This is a genomic window from uncultured Lamprocystis sp. (genome assembly GCF_903933125.1).
GTDB lineage: Bacteria > Pseudomonadota > Gammaproteobacteria > Chromatiales > Chromatiaceae > Thiodictyon.
In genome coordinates this window covers 1-6555 of record NZ_CAIZIZ010000386.1, presented here as the reverse complement: position 1 = coordinate 6555, position 6555 = coordinate 1, and the positions used below count along the sequence as shown (strand labels likewise).

At 61.8% G+C, this 6555-nt stretch carries 8 protein-coding genes; 4 read left to right on the top strand and 4 right to left on the bottom strand.

From position 1 onward, the window contains the following. The first annotated feature begins 278 nt into the window (after nucleotides 1–278). Nucleotides 279–1403, top strand: coding sequence for a hypothetical protein (locus QZY03_RS20510; protein WP_295584086.1), 1125 nt, complete (start codon nucleotides 279–281; stop codon nucleotides 1401–1403). A 274-nt stretch (nucleotides 1404–1677) separates the two neighbouring features. Here the strand turns inward: QZY03_RS20510 and QZY03_RS20505 are convergent, their stop codons facing one another. The 3 genes from QZY03_RS20505 to QZY03_RS20495 all read right to left on the bottom strand — a co-directional run bounded on the left by QZY03_RS20505 (nucleotide 1678) and on the right by QZY03_RS20495 (nucleotide 3983). Then, nucleotides 1678–2520: a hypothetical protein gene (locus tag QZY03_RS20505; protein WP_295584084.1), complete on the bottom strand. Its 843-nt coding sequence runs from the start codon at nucleotides 2518–2520 to the stop codon at nucleotides 1678–1680. A 735-nt stretch (nucleotides 2521–3255) separates the two neighbouring features. After that, on the bottom strand, nucleotides 3256–3639 hold the full coding sequence (locus tag QZY03_RS20500; protein ID WP_295584082.1) for a clan AA aspartic protease: 384 nt from the start codon (nucleotides 3637–3639) through the stop codon (nucleotides 3256–3258). A 116-nt stretch (nucleotides 3640–3755) separates the two neighbouring features. After that, nucleotides 3756–3983, bottom strand: coding sequence for a hypothetical protein (locus QZY03_RS20495; protein ID WP_295584080.1), 228 nt, complete (start codon nucleotides 3981–3983; stop codon nucleotides 3756–3758). Nucleotides 3984–4031: 48 nt separating this feature from the next. Here QZY03_RS20495 and QZY03_RS20490 point away from each other — a divergent pair, with 48 nt between their 5' ends. From QZY03_RS20490 to QZY03_RS20480, 3 genes are all read left to right on the top strand, one after another. Continuing rightward, nucleotides 4032–4313: a hypothetical protein gene (locus tag QZY03_RS20490; RefSeq protein WP_295584078.1), complete on the top strand. Its 282-nt coding sequence runs from the start codon at nucleotides 4032–4034 to the stop codon at nucleotides 4311–4313. A gap of 268 nt (nucleotides 4314–4581) precedes the next feature. Further along, the gene (locus QZY03_RS20485; RefSeq protein ID WP_295584076.1) at nucleotides 4582–4866 is read left to right on the top strand and encodes a ribbon-helix-helix domain-containing protein; all 285 of its coding nucleotides are present in this window, start codon (nucleotides 4582–4584) and stop codon (nucleotides 4864–4866) included. Between the two features lie 3 nt (nucleotides 4867–4869). Continuing rightward, the gene (locus QZY03_RS20480; protein ID WP_295584074.1) at nucleotides 4870–5289 is read left to right on the top strand and encodes a putative toxin-antitoxin system toxin component, PIN family; all 420 of its coding nucleotides are present in this window, start codon (nucleotides 4870–4872) and stop codon (nucleotides 5287–5289) included. A 291-nt stretch (nucleotides 5290–5580) separates the two neighbouring features. On the opposite strand, the gene QZY03_RS20475 is transcribed toward QZY03_RS20480, so the two are convergent. Then, complete coding sequence (locus tag QZY03_RS20475) at nucleotides 5581–5928, bottom strand: type II toxin-antitoxin system prevent-host-death family antitoxin (RefSeq protein WP_366935551.1); 348 nt, start codon at nucleotides 5926–5928, stop codon at nucleotides 5581–5583. Nucleotides 5929–6555: the final 627 nt, after the last annotated feature.

The following is a 6555-nucleotide window of genomic DNA, read 5'->3' as shown; positions in this document are numbered from 1 at the left end:
TGGTGCGCCGCACCAGTTGGGCGGCGGCGAATTTCGTCAACTCAACCGCAGACCCGGACGCCCTCGTTATTTCCCAGCGGGACTGGGAACGCTTGCTGGATCAACTGGCCTCGACGGCCTGAAATGGCCAAAGTCGAGTTGTGGCCGCCGTTTTTTTTTGTCCGGCGCGCCTTGAAGGCGGACGAAAATCCTTCGCGATTTGGTATAGAATTTTCCGGCAGTCGTCTGAGGCGAGCAGCCATTTCGCAGCACGCAGCCAGAACCCGCCCGGAGGTCTCATGCTTTATCTCGATATCCCAACCGCGAATGACTATGCCGATCTCGCCGCCTGGCGTGGGGACATCGGCGTCTCCCTGTTCCTGCCGACCACGCCGGTGACCCTGGATACCGACGCGGACCGTATCCAGTTGAAGAATTTGGCGAAGGAAGCGATCAGCCAACTGGAGGCCGCGGGCGCGGACAAGCGGCGGGTCGGCCCGCTTGCCGAGGAGCTGGACGATCTGGTCGACGACGGCGACTTCTGGCGCTACCAGGCCAAGGGTCTGGTCATCTACGCCACTCCGGACAACCTGCGCACCTACCGGGTGCCCAATACCCTTGAGCCGATGGTCAAGGTGTCCGACCGCTTTCACCTGAACCCGCTGCTGCGTTCGACGAGCTTCTGCAATGCCGGCTATGTGCTCGCCCTGGCGGACGGCAGCGTGCGGTTGGTGGAAGTGTCCGGCGAACTGCCGGCGGCCGCGGTCTCAGTGTCCGGGATGCCGACCGACGCCGCGTCCTCGGTGGGGGAAGCCAGCATCGCCACCCGCTCCTACAGCGGCCGCATCGGCGGCAGCGAGGGCAAGAAGGTGCGCCTGCGCCAATACGCCCGCCAGGTGGATGCCGCCCTGCGCGGCCTGCTGGCCGGCAGCAGCCTCCCGTTGGTGCTGGCCTCGGTGGAGGCGCTGGGCGCCATCTACCGCTCGGTCAACACCTATCCCCACCTGGTCGCGCAGGGCATCGAGGGGAACCCCGAGCGGCTCAGCGACGCCGAGCTGGCGACTGCCGCCCGCGAAGTGTTCGACGCGCTCCACCAGGCGCAAATCGCCGACTGGCAGGACCTGTATCGTGCCCGCCTCAACGAGGACCGGGCGACCTCCGACCTGGTCCGGGCCGCGCGGGCAGCCACCTACGGTGCGGTGGGGAGCTTGCTCGTCGACATGGATCAGGCAGTCCATGGAACCGTCGACGAAGCCGATGGCCGGGTTGTCTTCGCCGAGTCCGCGGGTGCCGACAGCTATGGCGTCGCCGACGAAGTCGCGCGGCGCGTGCTCGGCTCCGGCGGCCAGGTCCTGGCCGTGCGCGCCGCTGACATGCCGGAGCCCGGCCAGCCCGTCGCCGCCATCCTGCGCTGGGCGCTCTAAGCCGTCAGGGAACGCCTTTGGTGTCCCGGTCGTTGAAGCGTTGGTCTGTTGTGCGGGTGCCGTAAGATCCGCAGGGACCTGTAGGGGCGACTTAAGTCGCCCCTACACGTTGGTAGCCTGCCTACCTGATATCCGGACAGACCCTTGGTGTAGGGGCGGGTTTGAAACCCGCCCCTACGTCCGGTTATCACGTCCGATGGCTATACTATGCGGGTGCGCACCGTCCCGCACGCAAAGTCGGCACGGGACTTGGTCGTATTCATCCTGGTTCATTTCAGGGCGCGCCCTCCGGCTCAAAGACCGGCGGCATCCGCACGGTGAGGTCGTCATAACCGGTGCGCATTCCGGTCGTGCCTTTCTGCATCGCGAAACCGAGCGGTCGATCGGCCCCATCGACATACAGATTGAAGGCCAGTTGCATCGCGTGGCCGGCGATCGGGTCCTTGAGGGTCTCGACGAAGTGATACTGATTCACCGTCACCGGCGCACCGTCCGGACCCGGCACCTGCGCGGTGCGCACCTTGCGCAGGTCGGCATGGCCCTCGGTCAATGCGATGTCCTGAATCAACCCCCGGCCGATCCAATCGAAGGTCTGGACGCCGCCGCGCGCCTGGTCGTAGCGACGGGTCATGGTGAACATCGGCAGGGCACTGGGCGACATGTCGATCAGACAGGGATCACAGGGCGCGGTGACCTGACGCTCGGCCCCGTTCATGGCAACGGCAATGGTGGCCGCCGGCGGGACTACGGTGATGTCGACCTGCGCGGGGGTCCCACCATAGCTGGCCAGTCCGTGGGCGGCCTGCGCCGATTCGTCCGCACTGAAGGTCCAGCGGCCTTCGACCCGATAGGACCCGTCCGCGGCGGTGGTGGTACTGGTGAGGGTACGGCCGCCGTCGGCGCGGCGCACCACCTCGAACGCCTCGGTGCGGGCGAAGCGCCCGCCCTTGACCGCGATCACGCCCGCGTCTTCCAGGCGGTCGCCGTCGGCGAACGCAAACAGGCGCGACCGCTCGATACCCGCGGCGGGTGGCGGCGCATCGGCGGCCCAGGCGGGGGGCAGCAGTTGCCCGGTACCGGCCAGCATGGCAACGACAACGAATCCGAGTCTGGTCATGTTCACCCCCGTTTGTCTGGTCTGGGAAGTCCATCAGGCGACAAGCGTTTTGCCTACCGCGGCAGTAGGATGCTCCGGTCTACCTGGCTGTTGTCAAGCGTTGGATCAAACAGGAAACGCGAGCGGTGCGCGTTCCGATAGGGACCGCGCGATCAGCACGGTCGTCGGTCCGCACGGCGCCCGTAGGGTCCGCTGCGCGGACCATCGGCCTCGCTGTCGGTGCGATGCCCGTGATTCGCCTCTCGACCTTAAGAGACGGCTCTTTCAACTGACAAGAGAGGTCGGGTCTCGCGGCGGTTCAAGACTTTCTGCGTGAAGCAAGGAAAATCCATCGTGAAGACCGTGATTCTTGATGTCCGCGATCCCGAAGAAGCGATGCAGGACTTCGTTGGCCTCGATCAAGATTCCGGCCACTTGGGCTCGCCGGGTGCGTAGTCAGGCCATCCTGGCCTGACACCGTCAGCTGGAAGCCCTGACGATGCACGCCGCTGGCCGGGATTACGATCAAGGCCGACGCGACCGGAGGCCGACGCTTTAGCGGGCGGCAGTACTGCGTCCGGCTGAAGCCTCGACCTCCGGTCTGTTGTGCGGGCGCAGTCAGATCCGCAGGTGGCTGTAGGGGCGACTAAAGTCGCCCCTACGCCCCTACACGTCGGTAGATCACTTCACCTAAGCAAACTGTCCGCGGAACTCCGTCCCCGGAACTCCCGTCATTGATCAGGGTCGGCTAAACGGTCACTCCTTTTTCGACCTGAGTTTTTTGAGCCGGATTGTGGGTAAACGTTTCAATGTTTGATTTCGTGGATCCACATCAATGCCAACGGACTCTAAAGCAGTAACTCCCAGAATGGGCTCCGTTCCAGGATCGCCAAAGATAATCGTTCCCCCGACAATCTCCCCCATAAACTCGATGTCGCCTGTTGTGATATCCATTCTAATTTCACTACCATCCGCAAGCTCGTAAATGCGCTGCGCCTTGGGGGCCAGACCAATGGACTCAAGAGAATCTCTTGGAACAAGAGAATCCGTTGCACCTGTATCAACAAGAAACAGCCCCTCCCATGACCTGTCCGGGCTTGCGGGATTTCTGATTGTCACCGTCACATGCGTCGCGCCCATTAGATTACCTCAATATTTTCGATTCCGGGGTATCCGTTAGCCTGTTCTCCGCGCACATCTTCCTCCGTCCGGGGAGTTAAGTAAACTGTCCCTGGAACTCCGTCACCCTAACAATATCAACGGCTAATGCTGGCGCCAACGGTCAAGAGATTGTTGAGCCTGGAATCGATCCCCGCTTTCCAGGCTTGCTGCGCGTCGTGCAGTGCCGGAATAACCAGTCGGTCTGCTTCTTCAATGACCAAGCCGAACGTGAGCGCTCCCAACGGCGTATGCGTGCAAGCAGCGCGACGCGCCGCGTCCACGCTGCGCTGTTTCTCGCTCACTTGATCCTTGATGGTCGCCATATCAAGTGCTACCTTGTTTTATGTCCAACAATCCGAAACGAGGCGACCATGGTTGCAACCTCAACCCTATCCGCCGTCAAGGTGATCGGCGCGAAGGGCCAAATCTTGCTCGGCAAAAAATACGCAGGCCGCCAAGTGCTCGTCGAAGAACAGGAACCCGGCGTATGGCTGGTGCGCACCGTCACTGTCCTACCGGACAACGAGCGCTGGCTGCACGAGTCCAAAGCCGCGGCCGACCTGGAACGCGCCCTGGCCTGGGCGACCGTCAATCCACCCGATGATGCCAATACCGAGCAACTGTTGGAGAAATTGGCCGATGGGCCGGGATAAGGCGGATGCCTGCGTCATAACAAAATGATTTACATCGGGGATTACGGTGACAGTTTACTAAATGCAAATAATGTGACGTCACTTCACGTACCTATTGGAGCCAACCTTAGATCGGCAGCAAGCTGGTTGCGTTCAAGGCCCATCCGCATTCAGTGCATTTAGTAAACTGTTACCGTAATTTTTACCGTAGTTCCAGAGCGGTCTTGCCGGTCAGCGGCTAAGATGATAAAAACGTAGGCGCTTAAGTGTGTAACACCCGAGGTTCTCCATGATCGAAGCCAACACCACGCGCTGGACGGTCACGGTGTCGAAGGACACCGACATTGCCGTGCGCACCCTGCTCGCCCAGCGCGGCCTGAAAAAAGGCGACCTGTCCAAGTTCATCGAGGACGCCGTGCGGTGGCGTGTGTTCGACCAGACGCTTGCTGAGACGCGGGCGGAGTTCGCCGACCTGGCGCCGGAAGCCTTGCAAGACCTGATCGACGAAGCGACCGAAGCGGTGCGCAACGAGACACGCGAGACCTTAGCCCGCGCCACGAAGACCACCCGCTGAACCATGCGCGTCGTGCTGGACACCAACGTCCTGGTCAGCGCTCTGTTGGTGGAGTCCTCGCCCCCGGCTCACCTCATCACCCATTGGAGGCAGGGGCGATTCACGCTGTTGACGGCGGCCCCGCAGCTTGACGAACTGATACGAGTCACCCGCTACCCCAACCTCCCAACCCGCCTGAAGCCGGCGCAAGCCGCACGCCTGGTCAACGACCTGCGCGAAATCGCCGAGGTGGTTGAAACCCTGCCGACGGTCGATGCATCCCCCGACCCCTACGACAATGACCTCTTGTCGATGGGGGCCGGCGGCGCAGCGGATTACCTCGTGACGGGCGACAAGCCGCACCTGCTGGCACTCGGGCGTTACGCCGGCATCAAAATCTCGTCGGTGCGCGACTTCATGACGTTGGCAGGGCTGTCGCCATGACCGGGATGAACGAGCAAGACCGCATCCGGGCCGACACGCTGGAGCACCTGCGGCAAGCCATCAGGGACAGGTCGCAGAATTACGGTGGAATTACGGTGACAGGAATTACGGTGACAGTTTACTAAACGCACTGAATGCGAATGGGCCTTGAACGCAACCAGCTTGCTGCCGATCTAAGGTTGGCTCCAATAGGTACGTGAAGTAACGTTACATTATTTGCATTTAGTAAACTGTCACCGTAATCCTGCTACCAATAGACATCGTCGGACCAGGCGCGCTCACGAAAGCAGATCATTGCTCGATCAGGTCATGGCGGACCAAACCGCGCCGCTCGCCAAGCTCGGCGAGTGCTTGCCGCAGGTCTGCGGCATTGGCCGGGGAACGCAGCAAATAGGCAGTCTCTTGCCAGGCATCGAAGTCTTCCTGAGAGATCAAGACTGCATTCTTGCCGTTTGCCCGCGTGATGACGACCGGCTGGTGGTCGTCTATCACTCGGTCCATGGTCTGGCCGACGTGTTTACGTGCTTCGGTGTAGGTGATTGCAGCCATGGCTACATCCGGAAGGTTGGGTTGGGGCCAGTTTAGCAGACTGCCGGGGCCTGCCCCGTGGATCGACTGCTCGGTAGCGGTCTTGATCATCAATCCGCCCACCCCCGTAATTCTGGGGCCAGTGCGGCCTGGCAAGGCAGCATGTTCTAGCGGGTGAGACTCCCGCCTGGGTCATCGTGGGCCGCGAGCCCAGTATCGTGCCTTGCGGCGTAGCCGGTAACGGACGCGTCGATGCGTAGGCATGAAAGCAGGCGAGGTGCAAAGGTCACGGGTGATGCCGACCCTGAAGGTGTTGAGCCCCCAACGTTTTGGTTGGTGAGTGCCGACGGTTTTGTCCCGCCGGTAGGCAACGAGGCGCTGCGCAATGGCGAGCGGCGCAGGTACTCCCCGGGGTCCGAGGCCCTGTCGAGCCTGACATTGAGAATACGCGGTCACCAGGGAGATCTAAGTGTCGGTCCGTGGGAGGCGGGCACCCATGAACACGTGTAAGAGCGAGGACATGGGCAGCGGTGCTTGGAAGTCGGAGCCATCCATCTACGTTTCTCGCACTGGGCGTGGTTTAGATTACGCGACATTGCCAAGCCGCACTGGCTTGAATGGCACTGACTTAAGGCGTTAGCCTCATAGAAACAATCGGTTGCGATGGCGCGAAGTCAGCGAAAAACGGTTGCGGACTGGGCCGATGCCAGGAAACACCGTCGAAAAGGCTGCCTGAAC